The sequence below is a fragment of the Corynebacterium sp. HMSC073B01 genome (assembly GCF_001838255.1).
Taxonomy (GTDB): domain Bacteria; phylum Actinomycetota; class Actinomycetes; order Mycobacteriales; family Mycobacteriaceae; genus Corynebacterium; species Corynebacterium jeikeium_D.
Genome location: NZ_KV836136.1, coordinates 1 through 19,616 on the forward strand (window position 1 = coordinate 1; position 19,616 = coordinate 19,616).

At 59.7% G+C, this 19,616-nt stretch carries 19 protein-coding genes; 11 read left to right on the top strand and 8 right to left on the bottom strand.

Translation table 11 applies throughout. The annotated features are described in order from the left end of the window. Positions 1 to 79: 79 nt before the first annotated feature. The 3 genes from HMPREF2849_RS00455 to HMPREF2849_RS00465 all read right to left on the bottom strand — a co-directional run bounded on the left by HMPREF2849_RS00455 (position 80) and on the right by HMPREF2849_RS00465 (position 4,156). Complete coding sequence (locus tag HMPREF2849_RS00455; protein ID WP_011273191.1) at positions 80 to 1,291, bottom strand: IS110 family RNA-guided transposase; 1,212 nt, start codon at positions 1,289 to 1,291, stop codon at positions 80 to 82. A 292-nt stretch (positions 1,292 to 1,583) separates the two neighbouring features. Then, positions 1,584 to 3,350 (bottom strand): metal ABC transporter solute-binding protein, Zn/Mn family, encoded by a 1,767-nt coding sequence (locus HMPREF2849_RS00460; RefSeq protein ID WP_222865187.1) that lies wholly within the window; start codon positions 3,348 to 3,350, stop codon positions 1,584 to 1,586. Beyond that, positions 3,347 to 4,156, bottom strand: a complete 810-nt coding sequence (locus HMPREF2849_RS00465; RefSeq protein ID WP_035006260.1) for a metal ABC transporter ATP-binding protein — start codon at positions 4,154 to 4,156, stop codon at positions 3,347 to 3,349. Before HMPREF2849_RS00465 ends, HMPREF2849_RS00460 begins: the two co-directional genes overlap by 4 nt. Positions 4,157 to 4,441: 285 nt before the next feature. On the opposite strand from HMPREF2849_RS00465, the gene HMPREF2849_RS00470 reads away from it, so the two are divergent. Genes HMPREF2849_RS00470 through HMPREF2849_RS00495 form a run of 6 tightly spaced genes read left to right on the top strand, consistent with a single transcriptional unit; the run spans position 4,442 to position 11,140 of the window. Further along, entirely contained in the window at positions 4,442 to 7,564 is a 3,123-nt protein-coding gene (locus tag HMPREF2849_RS00470) for a Na+/H+ antiporter subunit A (protein WP_083327213.1), read from the top strand. Then, on the top strand, positions 7,561 to 8,076 hold the full coding sequence (locus HMPREF2849_RS00475) for a Na(+)/H(+) antiporter subunit C (protein ID WP_016421505.1): 516 nt from the start codon (positions 7,561 to 7,563) through the stop codon (positions 8,074 to 8,076). The genes HMPREF2849_RS00470 and HMPREF2849_RS00475 overlap by 4 nt, the downstream gene beginning before the upstream one ends. Then, complete coding sequence (locus HMPREF2849_RS00480; protein ID WP_070603902.1) at positions 8,066 to 9,772, top strand: Na+/H+ antiporter subunit D; 1,707 nt, start codon at positions 8,066 to 8,068, stop codon at positions 9,770 to 9,772. Before HMPREF2849_RS00475 ends, HMPREF2849_RS00480 begins: the two co-directional genes overlap by 11 nt. After that, positions 9,769 to 10,386 carry a Na+/H+ antiporter subunit E gene (locus tag HMPREF2849_RS00485; RefSeq protein ID WP_070603901.1) on the top strand — a complete coding sequence of 206 codons (618 nt, stop codon included), beginning with the start codon at positions 9,769 to 9,771 and terminating at the stop codon, positions 10,384 to 10,386. The genes HMPREF2849_RS00480 and HMPREF2849_RS00485 overlap by 4 nt, the downstream gene beginning before the upstream one ends. Continuing rightward, positions 10,383 to 10,793, top strand: a complete 411-nt coding sequence (locus HMPREF2849_RS00490; protein WP_049189490.1) for a monovalent cation/H+ antiporter complex subunit F — start codon at positions 10,383 to 10,385, stop codon at positions 10,791 to 10,793. The genes HMPREF2849_RS00485 and HMPREF2849_RS00490 overlap by 4 nt, the downstream gene beginning before the upstream one ends. After that, a complete protein-coding gene (locus tag HMPREF2849_RS00495) occupies positions 10,790 to 11,140 on the top strand; it encodes a monovalent cation/H(+) antiporter subunit G (RefSeq protein WP_016421509.1) in 351 nt (116 codons plus the stop codon). Before HMPREF2849_RS00490 ends, HMPREF2849_RS00495 begins: the two co-directional genes overlap by 4 nt. Before the next feature lie 118 nt (positions 11,141 to 11,258). Here the strand turns inward: HMPREF2849_RS00495 and HMPREF2849_RS00500 are convergent, their stop codons facing one another. The 4 genes from HMPREF2849_RS00500 to HMPREF2849_RS00515 all read right to left on the bottom strand — a co-directional run bounded on the left by HMPREF2849_RS00500 (position 11,259) and on the right by HMPREF2849_RS00515 (position 14,598). After that, positions 11,259 to 12,482, bottom strand: a complete 1,224-nt coding sequence (locus HMPREF2849_RS00500) for a glutamate--cysteine ligase (RefSeq protein ID WP_070862431.1) — start codon at positions 12,480 to 12,482, stop codon at positions 11,259 to 11,261. Positions 12,483 to 12,499: 17 nt separating this feature from the next. After that, positions 12,500 to 13,057 carry a hypothetical protein gene (locus tag HMPREF2849_RS00505; RefSeq protein ID WP_070862432.1) on the bottom strand — a complete coding sequence of 186 codons (558 nt, stop codon included), beginning with the start codon at positions 13,055 to 13,057 and terminating at the stop codon, positions 12,500 to 12,502. A 221-nt stretch (positions 13,058 to 13,278) separates the two neighbouring features. Then, positions 13,279 to 14,199 carry a LytR C-terminal domain-containing protein gene (locus HMPREF2849_RS00510; RefSeq protein WP_070862436.1) on the bottom strand — a complete coding sequence of 307 codons (921 nt, stop codon included), beginning with the start codon at positions 14,197 to 14,199 and terminating at the stop codon, positions 13,279 to 13,281. Between the two features lie 51 nt (positions 14,200 to 14,250). Further along, on the bottom strand, positions 14,251 to 14,598 hold the full coding sequence (locus tag HMPREF2849_RS00515; RefSeq protein WP_070862433.1) for a DUF3263 domain-containing protein: 348 nt from the start codon (positions 14,596 to 14,598) through the stop codon (positions 14,251 to 14,253). Positions 14,599 to 14,792: 194 nt separating this feature from the next. Here HMPREF2849_RS00515 and HMPREF2849_RS00520 point away from each other — a divergent pair, with 194 nt between their 5' ends. Together HMPREF2849_RS00520 and HMPREF2849_RS00525 are read left to right on the top strand one after the other, a co-directional pair. After that, complete coding sequence (locus HMPREF2849_RS00520) at positions 14,793 to 15,374, top strand: peptide deformylase (protein ID WP_069358948.1); 582 nt, start codon at positions 14,793 to 14,795, stop codon at positions 15,372 to 15,374. Between the two features lie 3 nt (positions 15,375 to 15,377). Beyond that, positions 15,378 to 16,550 carry an N-acetylglutamate synthase, CG3035 family gene (locus HMPREF2849_RS00525; RefSeq protein WP_083327212.1) on the top strand — a complete coding sequence of 391 codons (1,173 nt, stop codon included), beginning with the start codon at positions 15,378 to 15,380 and terminating at the stop codon, positions 16,548 to 16,550. A 47-nt stretch (positions 16,551 to 16,597) separates the two neighbouring features. Here the strand turns inward: HMPREF2849_RS00525 and HMPREF2849_RS00530 are convergent, their stop codons facing one another. Continuing rightward, entirely contained in the window at positions 16,598 to 17,440 is an 843-nt protein-coding gene (locus tag HMPREF2849_RS00530; RefSeq protein WP_246822066.1) for an RDD family protein, read from the bottom strand. A gap of 121 nt (positions 17,441 to 17,561) precedes the next feature. Between HMPREF2849_RS00530 and HMPREF2849_RS00535 the strand changes: the two genes are divergently transcribed. The 3 genes from HMPREF2849_RS00535 (at position 17,562) to HMPREF2849_RS00545 (ending at position 19,526) form a co-directional block, all read left to right on the top strand. Next, a complete protein-coding gene (locus HMPREF2849_RS00535; protein WP_070862435.1) occupies positions 17,562 to 18,359 on the top strand; it encodes an exodeoxyribonuclease III in 798 nt (265 codons plus the stop codon). 243 nt (positions 18,360 to 18,602) lie between these two features. After that, positions 18,603 to 19,166: a MarR family winged helix-turn-helix transcriptional regulator gene (locus HMPREF2849_RS00540; RefSeq protein WP_016421518.1), complete on the top strand. Its 564-nt coding sequence runs from the start codon at positions 18,603 to 18,605 to the stop codon at positions 19,164 to 19,166. Positions 19,167 to 19,208: 42 nt separating this feature from the next. After that, entirely contained in the window at positions 19,209 to 19,526 is a 318-nt protein-coding gene (locus HMPREF2849_RS00545; protein ID WP_180950649.1) for a hypothetical protein, read from the top strand. Positions 19,527 to 19,616: the final 90 nt, after the last annotated feature.

Here is a 19,616-nt window from a genome sequence, read left to right on the forward strand (position 1 = left end):
AAAATCAGACACACTTTTTGTCACTTAACCCTGCCTAGGAGCCGGCCAGCGTGTGCTGGTCGGCTTCGTCTTTGGGGCTTTATGCGGCGACGGGGCGTGGCGGGATTTCGCGGAAGAACTCCTTGTTTTTCAGCATCGCGTAGATGACATTGCATCGGCGTCGTGCCAGGCAGATGACTGCTGCGTTGTGGCGTTTTCCTTCAGCGCGTTTGCGTTCGTAATACCGCCGTGACGGTTCGTGGCTGCGGATAACTGCGAATGCGGAGTAGAACAAGGCGTTTTTCAGTCGTTTATTGCCTGACCGTGCCGGGAATTCACCTCTGATCGACGAACCGGATCGTCTAGTCACGGGTGCTATTCCAGCATAAGCAGCTAAGTGGCCAGCACTAGCGAAGTCGGAGCCATCACCGATCGCAAGAAGGATCTGCGCTGCGGTCTTGATGCCGACTCCGGGCATACTCATCAAGACCTCACAAAGAGGGAAATCAGCGAGCATCTCTTCAACCTGCTCAGCAATGGTGTTTCGTTGCTCTTTGAGGGCCTGGATGTTTGCAGCCAGTTGAGGAATTACTAACTCGGCGGCATCGCTTCCAGGCACGGTGACTGTTTGAGCTTTCAGCGCTGTAAAAATGTCGTCTACCAGCGGGGTGGGGTCTTTACGTGTGCGCTTGATCATCCAGTTCAACACTCGTTGGTATCCGGCTCTTTTTAGCCCCTGCGGTCCCTTGTAATGGATCAATAATTCCAGGATCGGCGTGCGAGTCAGGGTGCTACCAGCAAAAACTCGTTCCAGGCTGGGGTAGATCTGGGTGAGGACACTGCGAAGCCGATTGACAGTGCGAGTGCAATCGCGGGCGATGTCATCATCGAAGCCGGACAGCATCTTTAGGGCGGAGAGTACCTCATCATTGCGGTCGACGGCACGTAGCGTGTGGGGCATTGTGCGGGCGGTGTCGGCGATGATGAATGCGTCGCGTTTGTCTGTTTTTGCACGTCCCGGATAGAGATCTGCAGCTTTGCGCATCGCAAGACCTGGCAGGTATCCGACTTCGCAACCGCAGTCCCGGGCTACAGCAATCGGTAGTGCGCCGATGGTGTTGGGTTGGTCGACGATCACGAGCACGGTGCCAAGCTTCTGAAGCTGGTGAAAAACGCCTGCTAGTTCGGATTCGAGTTGAGGCAACGGTTTGTCGAAGACCTTGTTGCCATCACGGTCTAAGGCGCAGGCGTGGTGTTCAGATTTGCCGACGTCTAACCCAAGGAATATGTCGATGGAATGCTCCGGAGACATGATGAGCTCCTAGAAAACGAGATGGGTATGGCGTTGTTCCAGTCGCTGGTGTCATGACCTTCGTTGCAAGCACCCACGTTACAAAGAGACCTAGTTTAAAACTGGCCGTGTCCCTATCAGCTGTCATCGAAAGTCCTGGCACCCGGCGGCAACACCCCCCCGGATTATGGAAACTACAGGGCAGGTAAGCCATACCGGGACCAGCGACTATCCCCATTATCGGGGACACTCACAAGGTAACGGGAATGCGACCGGGGAAGCCCAACGCATGTGGGCCTCGAGCATTCGCGTTTTAGCGCTTCAGCCCCGCGATCATGGTCTTCAAGTTGCTGCGCAGGAAATCCTCGTAGGTTCCCGCGACCGTGCCCGGCTTGCCGAGCTCATCGGAGTGCAGTGGCTCGTCGAAGATCGGAATCCCGGCCTCCTTCGAGACGGTCTTCATGGGGCGCGTATCCACGTTCGACTCCACGAACAGGTGCTTCGGGCGCTTGTCCTTCAGCTGGCGCACGAGGTGTCCGATCTGCGCGGGGGAGCCGTTTTCATCCGTGTCGATCTGCCAGATATACAGCTGCTCCATGCCGTAGGTGTCGACCATGTATTGGAAGGCATGTTCACTGGCCACGAGCACACGATCCTCCTTCGGCAGCGCACCGATCTGCTCGCGGTAGTCGGCGTCGATGCTCTCCAGCATGGCCTTGTACTCCGCCCCCTTCTCCTCGATGTGCTCGGCACGCTCGGGCAGGGCCTCGGCCAGCGCCGCGGTCACGTTCTCGGCCATCGCGATGCCGACGGTCGGGTCCAGGAAGGCGTGCGGGTTGATCTCCTGATTGCCCTTTTCGTCCTTGAGGTACTTCGGTTCCACGCCCTTGGTGGCCTCGACCATCTGGGAATCGTCCAGGCCCGCGGTGTTTTTCAGTTTCGCGAGCCAGCCGTGCTCACCGCCCTCGAGGTTCAGCCCGTTGTAGAACAGCAGGTCGGCGTCGCTCGTCGCATCCAGGTCCGCGGGCAGGGGGTCGTAGTCGTGCGGGTCCGTGCCGGTCGGCACGAGGTTATGGACGTCCACCGCCTCGCCGCCGATCTCCTCCACCAGGTCCGCCAGCAGCGTGAAGGTGGTGACGACGTTCAGCTGCTCACCGTCTGCCTTCTCCTCCGTCGAGAAGGTCACGGCCCCGAACACGAGGGCACCGCCCACCAGGAGGGCCAACAGCGCGGCCAGTGGCTTATTGCCCAGCGAGCGAGCAATCAGTCCCTTGCCTGGCGCGAAGAGGAAAGCCAGCAGGAACAGCGCGCTGGCGGTCAGCACGATCGTCACGCCGGAGGACACGTTGTAGCTATAGCTCAGGAACAGCCCCACTACGGAGCTGAGCGCCGAGATCGCCACTGAAAGCCCGATCATCACTCCCAGCCGGTTCGTCAGCAGGTACGCCGCCGACGCCGGAGTGATCAGCAGGGAGACCACCAGGATCACGCCCACCGTCTGCAGGGAAATGACCGTCACCAGCGTGAGCACCACCATCAGCCCGTAGTGGATTGCCCGCACGGGCACGCCAGCCGACTGCGCCATGACGGGGTCGAAGGTGCTGAGCTTGAGCTCCTTGTAAAAGACCAGCGTGAGAATCAGCACGGCAGCGGCAATACCGATCGAGAGGTTGCGGTCGGCGTCCTGAACGGTCAGGACGTTGCCGAAGAGGATCTCCGTCAGATCCGTCGCCGTCTGCGCTTTCGCCATGAGCAGCACGCCGATCGCGAAGAAGGTGGAAAAGACGATGCCGATCGCCGAATCGTTCTTCACAGTGGAGCGTTCGCTGATCAGCCCGATCGCCAGTGTGGCGAGTAGACCCGCGACCACCGCCCCGAGGAAGAGGTTCGTGCCGAGCAGGTAGGAGGCCGCGACCCCCGGTAGTACGGCGTGCGAGATGGCGTCGCCGATCAGGGCCATGCCGCGCAGCACGATGAAGCTGCCGACGATGCCGCAGGCCACGCCCACGATCACCGAGGTGATCAGCGCTTTTTGCAGGTAGCCGTGGCTGAGTAGTGAGTCGAGGAACTCCGCGATCATGCTGTCTCCTCCTGGAGGGCTGCCTGCCGTGGCGTGGGGTGGGCTGGTGCTGACGGCTCGCGGATGACGAGCGCGCCGAAGGCCTTCTGCAGCACGTCGGGGACGAAGACCTCCTCGGTGGGACCCGCCGCGACGAGCTCGCCGTTGAGGACGATGAGGTCGTTGTAGTAGCCGCGCACCGTGTTCATGTCGTGGTGCACGACGACGACGTGCTTGCCCGCGTCCGCCATCTGCCGCAGCAGGGTCACGATCGTCTTCTCGCTGGGGACGTCGATGCCGACGAAGGGCTCGTCCAGGAAGATGTACTCCGCGTCCTGGACGATGGCGCGGGCAAAGAGGACGCGCTGGAACTGTCCGCCCGAGAGTTCGCTGATGTGGCGGTGGCGAAAGTCCCACATGTCGACGTCCTTGAGAGCCTGGGTGGCTGCTTCGCGTTCGGCCTTGCCGGGGCGGTGGAAAAGACCCAGGCGCGGGTAAGTGCCCATCAGGACGGTGTCGAAGACGCTGGTGGGGAAGTTGCGGTCGAGGTCAGAGCGCTGCTCGATATAAGCGATTGCGCGGCGCTGCTCGGCGGGGGCCTTGCCGTCGAGGGTGACGGGGTAGCCGGCAGGGGCGCCGGTGGGGCCTGTGCCGTGGACGTTGTGTTTGTCCAGGATCTGGAGCATCGCCTTCATGAGGGTGGATTTGCCTGAGCCGTTGGGGCCGATGATGCCGTGCATGCCGGGGGAGTCGAGGGTGAAGCTGATGTTCCGAATCGCGGTGTTCGCGCCGTAGCTCACGCTCAAGTTCTGGACGCTAATACTCATGGCAGCCAAGAATAGTGGTCAGTTCAATGAATCACCAAGTTCAATGTATTGACCTTTGGGGTGGGGTGGTGTTGGGGGGCAGTAATGGCACTGATTTGGGGCTTGAGCAGTCAGCCGCTCAAGCCCCAAAAAATGCCCAACTTCCGCCCCCCCCCACAACTCACCCCCAAATTTTCACTTTCCCAGAAACAATTGACCGTTTTCACACACTCGGTTAACACCGCTTCAAATGCTTAAGTCCCTAAAACGGGGTTGCATGAACTGGCGTGTTCCAATCATTATGGAATAGTGACTTCTCTCCTGTGCATCCTGTTCGTTACGGCAGCGCTTGCACCATGGACGATTAAGTGGCTCGGAACCCGCGGGTTCCTCGTACTCAGCCTCCCGCTGGCAGGCGGTGCCATCTACACCGGCACCCATCTCGTTCGCTTAGCTCTAGACAATGGCAACGGGGAAACTTCCGCACTCACGCAACCCGCCGTCACGCATTTTTCGTGGATGCCCATTATCCACTTGGATGTAAACCTGCGATTAGGTCCTATTGAATCGCTCTTCGGCACGCTGGTTTTGACCATCGGCTTTCTCGTACTGGTGTACTGCTCCGGTTACTTCATCAACCCGCCACTCGGCAAACGTCGCCGCGTAGGTTCCTTCGCAGCCCAAATGATCGCCTTCGCTGCGGCGATGTACGGCCTGGTCATCAGCGACAGCATCATGCTGATGTTCGTCTTCTGGGAAATTACCTCGGTTCTGTCCTTCCTCCTGGTGGGCTACTACGCCGAGCGCGCCTCCTCCCGTCGCGCAGCAGGCCAGGCGCTCCTGGTCACGACGCTGGGTGGCCTCATCATGCTGGTCGGTATCGTTCTGATGGGAGTGACCACCGGTTTCTGGAACTTCTCCGAACTCACCGCGCCTGGCGCTCTGACAGCGGCACAGCTGGACTCCACGGCAGTATCCACGGCCGCAATCCTGCTGGTCGTTGGTGCGCTGTCGAAGTCCGCTATCGCGCCCTTCCACTTCTGGCTACCCGGTGCAATGGCCGCCCCTACCCCGGTTTCTTCCTTCCTGCATTCGGCAGCGATGGTCAAAGCCGGTGTGTTCCTGGTTGCCCGGCTCGCGCCGACCTTCAATGACACCAACGCGTGGCAGCCAATCATCATCCCGCTCGGCCTCTTGACCATGATCATGGCCGGCTGGATGGCCCTGCGCCAGAAGGATCTCAAGCTGATTATGGCGTATGGCACTGTCAGCCAGTTGGGATTCATCATCACAGTCGCGTCGATAGGCACGCGTGCGACGATGCTGGCAGCCCTGGCACTGACGCTCGGCCATGCCATGTTCAAGGCCGCGCTGTTTATGGTCGCGGGCACAATTGACAGGCTGACTGGTACGCGCGATATCCGTGAGCTCTCTGGGCTCGGTAGAAAGTCGCCGCAGTTGCTGGTGATTTCGATTCTCGCCGCTGCATCGATGATGGGTGTGCCGCCGTTCTTCGGCTTCGTCGCCAAGGAAGCTGCGCTGGAGGCCACGCTCAATGCTGATCCGCTGCATGGGATGCCGTCGGTGTTTACCACCATTGGCCTCGTCGTGGGTTCGATTCTGACCGTAGCGTACTCGCTGTACCTGCTGCGCGCCGCGTTTGCGACCAAGTCCAGCACCCACGCCAGCGGCGGTGGCACTTCCCCTGCCGTGGCAGAGATGGATTCCCCGACGTGGGATCAGATTGGCCCGGCTTGGCTGTTGGCGCTGGCAGGTTTGGTTTTCGGCCTGGTTCCCCGCGTCCTCGACTCGACTATCTCGCCCTACCTCACCAATGCCTACCCGAATGCGGAAGCAGAATCGCACCTGGCTCTCTGGCACGGTTTCACCCTTCCTCTGGCGCTGACAGCCACAATTCTGATCACAGGTGGCATCATGCACTGGCAGCGCAAACTGGTGCGTCAGCTACAGTTTGAACAGCCGGCTCTCGGTAGTGCCGATGCGCTTTACGACGGCATCCTGGACTTGGCCCGCCGTCTTTCTCTCCGTGCCACTGCTGCGACCCAGCGTGGTTCCCTTCCGTTGAATGAGGCGGTCATTTTGCTGACCCTCATCGTGCTGTCCATCGGTGCCTTGTTGCTCGGTGAGCGTGATGAGCTCCGGATGGAACTGTGGGACTCTGCACCGCAGGGCGCGGTCGCGTTGATTATGATCATCGCGGCTTTGGCCGCCACCCAACAGAAAAACAGGCTCTCCGGTGTCATCCTGGTAGGTGTGACCGGCTACGGCTTGGCCATTATCTTCGCCATGTACGGTGCACCTGATTTGGCTCTGACGCAGCTGCTGGTTGAGACGGTCTCAATGATTGTTTTCGTGTTGGTGCTGCGCACGCTCTCGCCGCGGGCACCGGCATCAAATCCGAGGTGGATACGACACCGTGCATGGCTGGCCATCGCAGTCGGTGTCACTGTCCCAGTGTTGGCCGCCTACGCTATGGGCTCCCGTCGTACTGAGCCAATCTCCGGCGACATTCCGCCGCTGGCTCACGACATTGGGCACGGCCAGAATGCGGTCAACGTACTTCTTGTCGATATCCGCGCCTGGGATACCTTCGGTGAAATCACCGTGCTGGTGATGGTGGCGCTGGGGATTACCTCGCTGGTATTCCGCACGCACACGATGCACATGCGCTCAAAGATTAAGCCACAGCGGAATCGTGCTCGCCGCAACACCCGCTGGTTGAACACCATCGATGAGTCCGGTGAAGCCGAGCGGTTGCGCTACCCAATCATGGTGCTGGTGGCATCGCGCGCGCTCTTCCCCGCCATGATGGTGGTTTCCATCTACCTCTTCTTCGCCGGCCACAACGATGTCGGTGGTGGCTTCGCAGGTGGCCTCGTGGCTGCGCTGGCACTGACCATGCGTTATCTCATCGGTGGGCATCGTGAACTGGCAGCAACTCTGCCAATTCCTACCGAGGTGCTTCTCGGCGGCGGTCTGCTGGTGTCGGCTCTTAGCGCCGTATGGCCACTGTTCGTGGGTTGGGCTCCGCTGACTTCCTGGTACGGCTCGCGGGAAATTCCGCTGCTCGGCGACGTCACCGTTGTCTCCCCTATGCTCTTTGACCTGGGTGTGTACATGATTGTCGTTGGCACGATTGTCTACATCCTGCGCAGTTTGGGCGGCGGCATCGATGCTCAGATAAACCTTCGCGCTGAGCGTGATCGTTCACGTCGTGTGAATCGAGCCGCACTCGGCCAGTCCCGCCAGCTGCGTAGCAAGTTGGCGGCGGCTAAGCCCGCAGGTGTTAAGTCCGCAGGCGTTAAACCTGCCGGCACTAAACCCGCAGGCACTGCCAACACAGCCACCTCGGAGGCCTCAGAACCGACAGCCCCAGCTAGGACCGAAGGAAAGGACACTCACCAGTGATTCTCAATTTTGTTCTGCTAGCTACTGTCGGCACGCTGATCGCCACAGGGGTGTACCTGTTCCTCGATCGTTCGTTGACCAGGATGCTCATGGGGCTGTTGCTGATGGGCAACGGTATCAACCTGCTCATCCTGCTTGGCTCTGGTGCACCAGGGCAACCACCGATCTGGGATAGAGAATCGCTAGTCAGCGATGCCCAGGCCGACTCGCTGCCTCAGGCCTTCATCCTCACCGCGATTGTTATCTCTATGGGCATGACCGCCTTCCTGCTGGCCCTGCTCTATCGCCAGCACCGCTACCACATCGGCGATCACGTGCAGGATGACCACGAAGACCGCAGTCTGGCACTGCGTCGCGCCAGCGACCCGTCGGCTGCTCCGGATCACGACAAGTCCGACGACCCCACCACCGGTCGTCCCACGGAGGCCGGAGATAACTTCGGTCCGGTCTGTTTCGAAAAACCCGTTACCCCACCATCCAACACCCCAGGAGGTGACGACGATGACGACTGAGCAATTAATCCTGGCGCTAATCCCGCTTCCTATCATCGTCCCCGCCGCCACCGCCGCAATTGCTCTGCTGCTGGCACGTTTTCCCAAAGCACAGCAGGCGATCGCGCTGTTTTCACTCGGCAGCCTGCTGGGAGTCGCCAGCGCACTGGTGTATCTCATCTACGCGCACGGCATCCACACGGTCCAGGTGGGCGGCTGGGACGCACCAATCGGCATCACGCTCGTGGCCGACAACCTCGCAGTGCTGATGATTACCGTCTCCCAGCTGGTCCTCTTTGCCGTGATGTGGTTCGGCATCGGCCAGGGTATTAGCGACGGTGACGAAGATGAGCCGATCTCCGTCTTCGTTCCGACGTACATGTTGCTCAACATGGGTGTCTCGATGGCCTTCCTGGCTGGCGACCTGTTCAACATGTATGTCGGTTTCGAGGTTCTGCTCGTAGCCTCCTACGTGCTGCTCACGCTGGGAGCATCGTCGTCACGCACTCGCGCAGGCGTGTCGTATGTGATGGTCAACATGCTGTCCTCGATGGTGTTCCTGCTGGCGATTGGCCTGGTTTATCAAGCGGTCGGCACGGTGAACTTCGCGCATATTTCTCTGCGTATGGAGGACATCCCCGATGGCACCCGCACCGCAATCTTCGCAGTGTTGCTCGTTGCCTTCGCGGTGAAGGCGGCGGTGTTCCCGCTGTCGGCGTGGTTGCCAGACTCCTACCCCACCGCACCGTCCATGGTCACCGCAGTCTTCGCGGGTCTGCTGACGAAGGTGGGTGTCTACGCGATCATCCGCACGCGCAGTGTCGTCTTCCCCGACGGCAGGCTTGACGACGTCTTGATGTGGGCCGGCCTAGCGACAATGCTCATGGGCATTCTCGGCGCCATGGCCCAAAATGACATCAAACGTCTCTTGTCATTTACGCTGGTGTCCCACATCGGATACATGATCTTCGGTATTGCCGTCGGCAATACGCTGGGGCTCGGCGGCGCAATCTTCTACATTGTCCACCACATTCTGGTGCAGACGGCGTTGTTCCTGGTGGTCGGGCTTATCGAACGCCAGGCGGGCTCGTCCTCCCTGCGCAGCCTGGGTGGCCTGGCCAAATCCTCGCCGCTGCTGGCGCTGCTATACCTTGTGCCCGCGCTCAACCTCGGTGGTATCCCACCGTTCTCGGGATTCCTGGGCAAGGTCATGCTGATTGAGGCGGGTGCCCAAGACGGCTCCGCCACCGCGTGGATTCTGGTTGCGGGTTCGATTATCACCAGCCTGCTGACCCTCTACACCATGATTCTCGTCTGGTCGAAGGCCTTCTGGCGTGACCGTTCCGATGCCCCCGAGGGTGACACCGTGCTGGCGCAACCAGCTGCACTCCGGGAAAGGACGCAGATGGTCGCTATCGCAGATCGTGATGACGTCGGCCGGATGCCACTCGGCATGGTGATGCCGACGGCCCTACTGGTGATTGCCTCTGTGGGCGTGACTCTTCTGGCCGGACCGCTGTCCAATGTGGCTACCGAAGCGGCAAGCAACGTCGCAAATGTTGATGACTACCGCGCGGCAGTTCTCGGTATCGAATCGGCCGATGACAAGGGACTGGAGCAGCTGAAAAACCCAGGCCGCACCAAGAGTCCGTGGGAGTCGGACCCGGTGACCGAACATGCCACCAGCACGTTGGAAGGAGCAGGTGAAAGCTCATGAGTAAAGCTCGCGCCAGGGTGGCCGCAAAACGACCACCGCGTATTTCAATCCTGTTGTTCCTGTTCACGCTGATTATTTGGGTCATGCTGTGGGGCGAAGTGACATTTGCCAATGTGCTTTCGGGAATCCTGGTAGCCACGTTGCTCAACCTCGCCATGCCTATCCCGCCAAACAGCGCGCTGGACATCAACTTCGGTGGCATGGTGCGACTGTTCGGTTCCTGGACAATCGACTTTGTGAAGGCCTCAATCAGTGTCTCCTGGCTGGCCATCCGACGAGCTGATCCACCACCGACGGCCATCATCAAGGTCCCTATGCGCACCAATGACGATATTTCGCTCACGACTGCAATGGCACTGATTAACTTGCAGCCGGGCGGAATCATCGTGGACATCGACAAGCGGGAAAAGACGCTGACCATGCACATTCTCGACGCGTCGTCGACGAGCAAGGTAGCCGAGCAAATCAACCAGCTGACTCGAATCGAGCGTCGGGTTATTCGGGCGTTTGAAAACCGCGATGTCAACGAGCAACCGACCAAGTCGGTGCCAAGTGACAACCAGGTGAGCAGCGACAAGAGCAGCGAGAAGAGCAGCGAAAGGAGTAGCCGATGAACCCGGAAGTTTTTAACACTCTGCTCGGAGTGGCTGCCGCAGGCTATTTCATTGCGGTGATGATTACCCTCGGGCACATGATTGCCGGTCCAAACTCGCTGGACCGCCTGGTGGCGCTGGAGTCGACGACTGCAATGCTGCAGGGCATGCTCGCTGCGTTCATGGCCTGGAGCTTGGACACTTCGGTGGTCTACCCAATGCTCATCATTGCGCTGCTCGGTTTCCTGTCTTCGCTGGCGGTCGCCAAGTTCCGTGTTCCGGATGACGGAAAGCAGCCCGCAAAGAGCTCCCGGAAGGGTGCGACGAAAGCAGCCGGAAAGGTCGCCACAAAGAAAACCGCACAGAAAGCGGCGCCTAAGGCAACACCGACAACGGCTCCGAAAACAGCGAAGGGAGAGTCCAAATGATTCTCGTGGCAGACATTATCGCCATCACACTGATTCTCACCGGAATGCTACTGTGCGTTGCAGCGTCCGTGGGATTGATACGCTTCCGCGACACCATCAGTCGGATGCACGCATCCTCTAAGCCACAAACGCTGGGGTTAATTTTGACGCTGTCGGGCTCGCTTGTGCACGTCGCCACGCACGCGTCAGCTCACACAACTACTAGCAGTGACTTGGCTCTGTTGACCCTGATTATCCTGTTTGCTCTGGGAACATCGCCGATTGTTAGTAACCGCGTTGGCCACGAGGCGTTCAAGGAGAGGCTCGTCGACGAGGACAGCCTGGCCCGCGATGACAGCCGGGAATAACGAGAGAACAATGGCCTTAAGTTACTGGCTGGGTTTATGACAAAGTGACTAGGTTTATGCACCTCAAAAGTGCTATAAGCCTAGTCACTTTGTCTAGGCACACACCGCTTAACGACGGCTAGTCGCTCACCTGCTCGTGGAAATCTGCAGGCGCTATCGGATGCCCGGCGCGCAGTTCCTGCACCGCAAGATCCACAGCGGCCCGCCACGGGGTGTGGCCAATGCGCTCTTCGTTCGCCCGTACGTCGTCCTCGGTAGCCATCGAAGGCAGCGCCCCGGCCGCATCCGCCACAGTGCGCTGACGCTCGTATGCCGCGCCCATTTCCACGATGTTGTTGATGAATTCCAGTTCGGCTCGGCAGCCCAGTTCGTCGGCAAGCGGGGCGAGCTGAACCACAAGCTCACAGAGTTCATCGCGAACCCACCGCTCGTCGGTATCGCGATTGACGATGACCAGCGCGTCCATCCCATAGCGAGCGGCGCGCCACTTGTTTTCGGCGATGTGCCAGGACTGCAGTGACGGTAGTTCCTCGCCAGCCTCCCACATGCGGTCGTAGTAAACCGTCAGGCAGTGCGTCAATGCCACGATAGCGGCGAGTTCCTGCAGGTTAGAGGTGGCGTCGGCGACACGAATCTCAATGGTGCCGTACTTTGATGCCGGGCGGATGTCCAAGTGCATCGAGCCGGTGTGGTTGATGACGCCGGAGCGGGACTGGTCGTGCATGTAGGACTCCCACTCGGGCCACGTGTAAATCGCCGGCGGCTGACCCGCGGTGGGAAGCTGCTGGTAGAGCAGGCTTCGGTTGGAAGCGTAACCCATGTCCTCGCCGTTCCAGGCCGGTGAGGAGGCAGACAGCGCCAACATGTGCGGCAGCTTCGTTGCCAGAGCCTGAATAATCGGCCAAACGCGTTCGGAGTCTTTAATGCCTACGTGGACGTGGACTCCCCAGATAATCATCTGGTTCCCCCACCACTGAGTGCGGTTGATAATTTCGGAGTAGTGCCCCTTGGCACTGACCTGCTGAGCAGTACCGCGGGCGAACGGATGCGAGCCCGATGACCACACATCCACCCCAACGCGGTCAGCGGCGTCGAGAACCATATCCAGCTGGCTTTGGAGCTCCGCTACGGCATCGGGCACGTTCATGTGCACACCGGTGACGAGCTCCACGGTGTTGGCGAGGAACTCGCGCTGGAGCCCATGTCCGGGATGCTCCGCATCGATGATGTCGAGCACCTCGGCGGCAGCGGGGGCGGTGTCGCGCGTTCGTCGGTCAACGAACGCCACTTCCCATTCCACTCCCAGAGATGGCTGCGCCGATCCGGAAAATTGCTCAGTCATACCGCTATTTTTTCACACTAGGAGTCGTTTTCCTCAGTTGGCTCCGTCCAGGTGACGGTTTTTGCGCAGGAGGCAAGGTCACCGTTGGAATCGACAAGCGCAACTGTGGTGAAACTGTCTTCATCCACCTTGGACGGAACGTTCCAGACATCTGCATTCCGTTTGTCATCGACGTGCACTTCGCCGATGACACCTAACCCCTCAGCTGCGGGACTGCCTATGCCACTGCAGCCAGATGCACCACGCGCCTGCACTGTGTACTTACCCTTATCCAAGGTAGTGAACTGACCTTTTTCGTCGGAAAGGCCCATCCATCCCTTGGCGCTCATGACCTGTACAGTTGCCAGCATTTTCATTGATCCGTCGTCGTTTGTTCGGATGAAGTTATAGGCGCTGACTCGCTCGGTCAGCTTCGGTGCAGCCGGATCTACGCTCACTGGCGCAGTGCTTGACGACGCGTCCGCGTTCCCGTCTTTGTCACTGCTGGATTCAACCCCCGAGCAGGACACCAACAGTGTTGCAGCACAACCCAACGCGGTGGCGACAGCAACACGACGACGCTTTACGGCGAACATAAAAACCTCACAGACCTCACTGGCTACTAGCAGAATACTAGTACCCCTTTTTCAGCCGTGATCTGTTTGAGACTGCAAAATATGCAAAAGCCCCGCGTAGGCCATGAAATGTGTGGCTTACGCGGGACTTGGAAAGCTATGGGGCTTCGCACCACGGCGGCAGGTTTTGACGCTTAGGCCGCAAACCTTAGTGAGAGACCAAAGCCTGGTGGGCCGGGAGTCTAGTGAGCCGGGTCAGTGGCGACCACGACGATTCCCGCCGGAGCGTCCCGGAGGCGGTCATCGCGAGGTGCGGCTTCCCAACCGTTGTCATGCGCGATCTGCTCAGCGGCGGCCTTTTCCTCTTCGTTCCTCGGGTCGAAGTAGACGGTGGTCTTCTCCCACACACCCATCTTCTCTTCAGGAGCATTGCCGGTCTCGCCGGCGCCCCAGCCCTGCTCGCCCATCTGCTTGGACAGGTCATCGGCGAGGCCCACGACCTCAGAGTTATTCAGGACACTGACCTTGACAGTCTTGCGGTCAATCTGGGGCGCTTCGTTGGCCTCATCCTGTGCCGGCGGATTCTCCGCGGGAGGAACCGGTTTGCCTGGCTCATTTGCCGGTGGCGGCGGCGGAACCTCGCCGTCACCATCTCCAGCAGCACCATCCTTTGCCGGATCACTGCCGTTGGCCGAGTCAGCAGGCGCACCAGAGTCAACCGGAGCGGATGCCGAGGTGTCATTCTGGCCGGTGTTCTCGGCATCGTCGCCACGTGTGCTGAGTGCATAGGCACCGTAGGCGACCAGGCACACGCCGATAGCGAGCAGCACAATAGCGAGAACACGCATGTAGCGGCCATCACCGGCACCGTCGCCGATGTCGCCGTCATCAACACCATCAGCAGCTGCGGAATTGCTAGCAGCAGCCCGAGAGCCAGCACCGGTAGTGGCGGCAGCGGTGGCACCAGCAGCGGCTGCGCCAGCGGCCGGAGCCGCAGATCTGAGCGCTGCGTGTTGAGCATCCGACGGCTCGGAGTACGCATGAGCGCCGCCAGCGGCCGGAGCCTCCGCGTAATCGCTGTACTCATCGAAGTCGTCGTAGTCGTCATCGAGTCGATGACGGCCCGGACGCGGCGAATTCTGAGGGTTTAGTTGGTCAGACACATCCCACATCCTATATGTTCTGCCGCCGAACCGTGAAGTGAAACTTGAACCTTACGCGTCTTGGTTGTCCCGCACGGCGCGCAGCCGATGAACCAACACGGGTTCGGCAGCTTCGGCTGCCGGAGAGTCGAGAAGTCGCGAAAGTACCTGGTGGTAGCGGATTGTGTTGTTTCCAAAGTCCTCGGCAAAGCGACGCCGAATTGCCTCCTGCCGCGCACCGGCCATACGCGGTCCGCGGCGGGCAACTTTCAGCCATTCTTTCTCAAAATCCAGCATTTTCTGAGCCAAAACGGGTTCAATGCCGCTGGTATCACCCACGAGTCCGGGATGCTCGGATGAGTCAGGCCGCAACTCAGTCTCAGGTTCGTGGCTGCCGCCTATGGGCTTCTTGCTCACCATTTTTCTGCACCCCGCTTTCCTTCTCAGTCGCCCTGATTTTCTATTCTGCACGACACTGCCTATGCAGATACTTAGTGAAGATACATAGTAAGGCCCAGCCCCCACCTCACCTACGCCCCACCTACAACTCCCTGACACAACTCAGACATCACCAGGCGATTTAGAAAACATGGACGCCGAGTAGAATCAGCGGCATGACTATCCGTCCCATTGTGATTGCCGGAGACCCCGTTCTCCACACTCCTACCCAGCCGGTAACCGAGGACGTCTCCGAGCTGCGCGAGCTCATCGAGGACATGTACGAAACCATGGACCGCGCCCACGGTGTGGGGCTGGCTGCCAACCAGGTGGGTGTCGGCAAGCGTCTGTTCGTCTACAACTGCCCCGATGACGACGACGTCTGGCACCGCGGCTGCGTCATCAATCCGGTGCTGACCACCAGTGAAATCCCGAAGACCATGCCTAACGACGACGGCTCCGATGACGAAGGTTGCCTCTCTGTGCCCGGCCTGTCCTTCCCCACCAACCGTGCGGAGAAGGCTGTTGTCACCGGCCTGGATGAAAACGGCGAAGAGGTCCGCATCGAGGCCACCGGTTTCTTCGCCCGCTGCATGCAGCACGAGGTCGGCCACCTGGATGGGTTCCTCTACACCGATTGCCTCACCGGTCGTTGGAAGCGCATGGCCAAGAAGGAAATCAAGCGCGCCGGTTGGACCGAGGGCGGCCTGACCTGGATGCCGGGCGTGGATCCGGATCCGTTCGGCCACGAGGATTAGATCGTGGCGGATAGGCAATTGGAGTCGTCGGCAAGCGAAAATGCAGCACAGAAGCTACCGATTTCCCGCTGGGGCGTCGGTGAAGTGGCGGTGGGACGTCGTGTCATTGTGCGGCACGCGCTGACCGATGAAGAAGCATTGGCCAGCGGCAAGAAGACTACGGACGTCATTGGGCATGTGCTCAGCATGGATCCGTTCGTCGTGCGTCCGCAGGTTCGTGCTGGCGTGCGTGCCGACGAATCCGTGGCAGCGGTGGACTTTAGCGATAAGCACATTTTGATTGTGAAGGCCCTGCCGGATCATCCGGTGCGCAATTCGGATATTCGCGCCGTGGAAACTGCGACAGCGAAGGCCTTCCCGGGTATCGCGCATGTGGTGGAGTCGGGCTGGCTGCTGCGAGCCGGCGATGGCATTACGGAGCGTTCCAACTCCGCGCTGCCGCTCGAACCCGGAGCCAGCACTCAGCCGGTGCCGTTGGAGAAGATTAAGTCGTTTTACGATTCCCACGATTTGCCGGTGCGGATTGCGATTCCGGATAGAATCGCCAAACCTGCACAGGCGCTGGTCGCGGGGCCGGAGTGGACGGTCGGGCCGGACATTGTGGTTATGACGCGCTCACTCGATGGGGATTTGCCGCCTGCTGAATTGGCAGCTGAATCGCACAGCGCCGTACAGGTGCTTGATGAGCACAGCGCCGTACAGGTGCTCGATGAGCACAGCGTCGAGCTTGCAGACGTGCAGGTGGATATCGCTGATCAACCTGACGACGACTGGCTGGGGCTCTACCATTTCCGCGGTACCACGCTGCCCGAGCATGCACTACAGCTTCTGCGCAATGAAATTGATGGCCGCATGTGCTTCGGACGCCTGCAAGTGCCTGACAACAATGCGCCTGAAGGCATACGCACGGTAGCCATTACGCGCGGCACGCTGACCGAATCGGACGACGGCCGTGTGTGGCTCGGGTTCTCCGCTGTGGAAGTCGCAGCCGATATGCGCCGCCGAGGACTTGGCACCCTACTGGGAATTCACATGATGCACTGGGGTGCGCAGCACGGGGCAGATTCTGCATATCTGCAGGTATTGGGCTCGAATGAGGCTGGCATTGCGCTGTACCGGACGCTCGGTTTTACCGAGCACCACCGGCACCGATATGCGGAGTTGACAGGGGCTTAGGGGCCGGGGGCTTACGTTTCGGCCCTGCCCTGCTCGCCCTAATCGCCCTACTTCCCGCGCTTAACCCGTTTAGTCCGCTTCAGCTGGTTGCCCTGCTGCTCTTTGCTGCCCATGCGATTGTCCATGCGGCGCTGTCCGCGCTGCCGCTCGCGCGTCTCCGGCTTTTCCACCACTCGAGTGCGAACCGAGAGTTCATGACGACCTCTCCCCAGCGGATCGCGTGAGGCAGCCATCGCAATCCAGCCAGCCAGGCCCGCAGAGACAAACCAACCGGCGACCGGAATCATCGACGGCAGAATCCAGGCATTGCGCACAAAACCATCGCGGGCTGAAACTGGCATCCCGTGTGCACCTTCAATTTTCATGCCCATGGCGTGCTTACCCGGAGAACCGTCGAAGATGGAGTCTCCCGCCACGCGGTAGAGGTAAAAACCACCGGGACCGAGGAAGAGGCTGATCAGCATCACCATTACGCCGCTGTCGGATGTCCCCGCGATGCTAGCGAGAACTGCAATAGAGGCAATCAACGCAGTGTAGATGACAGAATCCACCAGCAGCGCACCACCACGACGCACCACAGGGGCATTGGCCAGATTGGGGTCGAAGCCCAGGCGTACTGCCATTTGAGCGGTCAGCGGTGCAACTTTGGGGTTAGTGCTGAGCTCACCGAAGGAAGACACCCCGTAGCTAGCGGGGTACCCGCTCTCGTAGCCGACCGGAATGTTTGCTACCGGATATGGCACTTCCAGATGTGGCACTTCCTGATACGGCATTGCCGCACCGTACGCCGCATATGCGTCGTGCTCCCGATAAGCATTCCTGCCACTACTACTCAGGTAATCCGCCGGACTGTACTCGCCGCCGTAACGGCGATCGTCCCAGTTAGCCAACCTCGAAACTCCCTTTCCTACCGGGCTTCCGCCCACCTAGTCCGCTTTTGTCCGCCTATTTTGTCACTGCTTTATTCAACGCATGAGGCCGCCGTTTCGTTCCCCTTTTACAATCGTTGATATGCGAATCTGTGTCTGGAACGTCAATTCGGCTCGAACCCGCCTCGACCGAATGGTGGAAATGCTGCGCCGGAATGACATTGATGTCCTGGCCGTCCAGGAAACCAAGTGCAAGGACGACCAATTCCCCACCGCTGCTTTTGAAGAGCTGGGATACCAAGTCGCCCACCACGGCCTGAATCAGTGGAATGGCGTTGCCATCATCTCCCGCGTCGGCCTTGAAGACATCCAGGCAGGGTTCCCCGGTCAGCCCGGTTTCAACAAGGACCCCGACGCAACTCCCGCATTGGAGGCCCGCCATATCGCTGCTACCTGCGGTGGCGTGCGCATCCACAGCCTCTACATCCCGAACGGCCGCGACATCACCGACCCGCACTTCGAGTACAAGCTCGAATTTTTGGAGCGGCTCCGTCAGCACATCATCGCCACGCTTGACGACGACCCGGAGGCCACCTTCATGATGGGCGGCGACTTCAACATCGCCCCGACCGACGGCGATGTCTGGTCAATGGCAGCCTTCGCGGGGAAAACACATGTCACACCACCTGAACGCGCAGCTTTCTATGCGCTGGAGCAGGCGGGTATGAAGGAAGTAACTCGCCAATTCACCCCAAACCAGTGGACCTACTGGGATTACAAGGCCGGCCGCTTTTTCAAGGATGAGGGCATGCGCATCGACTTCCAGCTCGCCTCCCCCACCCTCGCGGCAAAGGCGTCCGCCGGATTCATCGACATCGAAGAGCGTCAGGGCAAAGGCGCATCCGACCATGCTCCGGTGATTGTGGATTACGAAGTGTAGATAAACGCGGCGGAAAAGCGCGTAGGCCTAGTTCCTTCTAGGGGGCGTCGCTGGGGCCGTCGTAAAGCGGAGTCCTTGCTGCCAGCCCCTAAAATCAGGGGCAGAAATGGGCGATAAAGCACCCGCACAACACTTATGAGCCTAACTTTTTGTTCAATCTACAAATTTTCACCACAGAAAGTTATTTCGACGATATAAGGTGTTTATTCAGAACATCAATTCATTACGTCGGGAAGGAAGATCATGACTTCTGCACGCTCCCCTCAGCGCACCACCACCCCGGAGCCAGCGAGCGGCTTCCCCACCGCGGATGACTCAACTGAGTCCGATGAATCCCTGCGCGAAAGCGTGCAGAAGATCTCCATCGGCCTGTATGACTTCCTTGCGTCGACTCGCCGCCTCGGTGAGCGCCCGAATGCCAGGATGGACATTTCCCAGTCGGAAATGGAAGTACTGCACTTTATTTCGACCCACCCGGGCTGCGGCGTATCCGACATTGCACGCCTGCGTTTCCTGCGCCCGTCCAACGTTTCGGCAACAGTCCGCCGTCTACTCGACAACGGGCTGATTGAACGCGAGAACAATGCAAAGGATCGCCGTGCGCAGAACCTCTATGTCTCCAGCGATGGCGAGACCCTGCTGGAGCAGCTTATCGACCACTGGGGTGCGCTGGTGTACGAAATTGTGCGGACGATGTCGCAAAAGGACGTGCGTGCGCTAATTAAGGCACTGCCTTCGCTGCTGAAGCTGGCGGAGCACTCGGAAAGCTATGTTGAGGAGCACCAGCGCCGCCAGGAGCCGTTCTAAAAGCGCGCCGCTAAACCCTTCTTACTAGGTACGATGATGCTCATGGCTATTACTTTGAAGAAGGCAAAAAACGTAAAGACCGCCCCATTGGTGGCCACCGGCCTCATCGGCGGCTGGCTCACCGCTCGCGAAACAGGCATTCGCCCGCTCGGTGGCGTCATCTTGGGCGCCGCCGGCGCATACGCAGCACGCACCTGGAACGCAAAGACCGGCGCCCTGGGAGCCACTGGTCTGGTGGCCGCCTACCTCGGCGCTTTCGGCCTCTCACACCCGCTGGCCAAGAAGATTGGCGCATGGCCGTCCGTCCTGACCGTCACCGCGCTGGCTGCTGGCGCAGCAGCAGTTGCCGACTCCAAGTAAGCAACAAGTAGACAAGCCGCTCTCCCGACTTAAAAGTCACACCGGGGAGCGGCTTTGGGGGTTAAGTAAAGAAAAGTGTGTCTTTTCCGG

Excerpts from the sequence above, each read along its gene's own strand:
- HMPREF2849_RS00455 (WP_011273191.1), bottom strand. The coding sequence starts at position 1,291 with ATGTCTCCGGAGCATTCCATCGACATATTCCTTGGGTTAGACGTCGGC.
- HMPREF2849_RS00460 (WP_222865187.1), bottom strand. The coding sequence starts at position 3,350 with ATGATCGCGGAGTTCCTCGACTCACTACTCAGCCACGGCTACCTGCAA.
- HMPREF2849_RS00465 (WP_035006260.1), bottom strand. The coding sequence starts at position 4,156 with ATGAGTATTAGCGTCCAGAACTTGAGCGTGAGCTACGGCGCGAACACC.
- HMPREF2849_RS00480 (WP_070603902.1), top strand. The coding sequence starts at position 8,066 with ATGACGACTGAGCAATTAATCCTGGCGCTAATCCCGCTTCCTATCATC.
- HMPREF2849_RS00485 (WP_070603901.1), top strand. The coding sequence starts at position 9,769 with ATGAGTAAAGCTCGCGCCAGGGTGGCCGCAAAACGACCACCGCGTATT.
- HMPREF2849_RS00490 (WP_049189490.1), top strand. The coding sequence starts at position 10,383 with ATGAACCCGGAAGTTTTTAACACTCTGCTCGGAGTGGCTGCCGCAGGC.
- HMPREF2849_RS00495 (WP_016421509.1), top strand. The coding sequence starts at position 10,790 with ATGATTCTCGTGGCAGACATTATCGCCATCACACTGATTCTCACCGGA.
- HMPREF2849_RS00500 (WP_070862431.1), bottom strand. The coding sequence starts at position 12,482 with ATGACTGAGCAATTTTCCGGATCGGCGCAGCCATCTCTGGGAGTGGAA.
- HMPREF2849_RS00505 (WP_070862432.1), bottom strand. The coding sequence starts at position 13,057 with ATGTTCGCCGTAAAGCGTCGTCGTGTTGCTGTCGCCACCGCGTTGGGT.
- HMPREF2849_RS00515 (WP_070862433.1), bottom strand. The coding sequence starts at position 14,598 with ATGGTGAGCAAGAAGCCCATAGGCGGCAGCCACGAACCTGAGACTGAG.
- HMPREF2849_RS00520 (WP_069358948.1), top strand. The coding sequence starts at position 14,793 with ATGACTATCCGTCCCATTGTGATTGCCGGAGACCCCGTTCTCCACACT.
- HMPREF2849_RS00535 (WP_070862435.1), top strand. The coding sequence starts at position 17,562 with ATGCGAATCTGTGTCTGGAACGTCAATTCGGCTCGAACCCGCCTCGAC.
- HMPREF2849_RS00540 (WP_016421518.1), top strand. The coding sequence starts at position 18,603 with ATGACTTCTGCACGCTCCCCTCAGCGCACCACCACCCCGGAGCCAGCG.
- HMPREF2849_RS00545 (WP_180950649.1), top strand. The coding sequence starts at position 19,209 with ATGGCTATTACTTTGAAGAAGGCAAAAAACGTAAAGACCGCCCCATTG.